The following is a 566-nucleotide window of genomic DNA, read 5'->3' as shown; positions in this document are numbered from 1 at the left end:
CATGCTGGTAAAATGGCCGGTCAGTAACAGCACCCCTTTCCCTTTAGCCAGAGCATTGTGAATATGTTCGAGACCATGATATTCCACCCGTTTTTCCAGGCTTTTGTCACTGGCCCACCAACTGATGGCGGTCTCGATCGGCATCATGCCCATCGTCAACATATTTTCACTGAGCAATTCTTTACGTTTTTGCTGACTCATTTCCGGGAAGCATAATTCAAGGTTTCGCCTGGCAACACGCTCGCGATCCTTCATAAACAATCGCATTAAGCGGCCCAGACTATGACCCGCGAATAATTGCCAGGATTTTGGCAAGTAAATTGAGATACGCATAAGAAGCAGGCCAAGCCAATTTGGCCAAAAGCGCGGGTGAAGGAATTTTTTACTGAGAATTTTCATCTGTTCGATAACAATACAAAACAGTGTCTATGCTATCATCCCAACTCAATTTAAGCTTAAAAAACTGCCTGCAGTGAGTCCAATTTGAAAGTTTTGTATTCAACCCTATTCTATCTTGCTCTGCCTTTCATATTGATCAGATTGATCTGGCGTGGATTTAAGGCACC

At 43.8% G+C, this 566-nt stretch carries 1 pseudogene; it reads right to left on the bottom strand.

The features are described 5' to 3' along the window. Nucleotides 1-399, bottom strand: a pseudogene (locus B3182_RS08625) (lipid A biosynthesis acyltransferase); the annotation flags it as partial. Nucleotides 400-566 lie beyond the last annotated feature (167 nt).

The organism is Methylophaga sp. UBA4204 (assembly GCF_002379485.1).
GTDB lineage: Bacteria > Pseudomonadota > Gammaproteobacteria > Nitrosococcales > Methylophagaceae > Methylophaga.
Note: the sequence above shows the minus strand (reverse complement) of the source record. Positions and strands in the feature narration are given on the sequence as shown.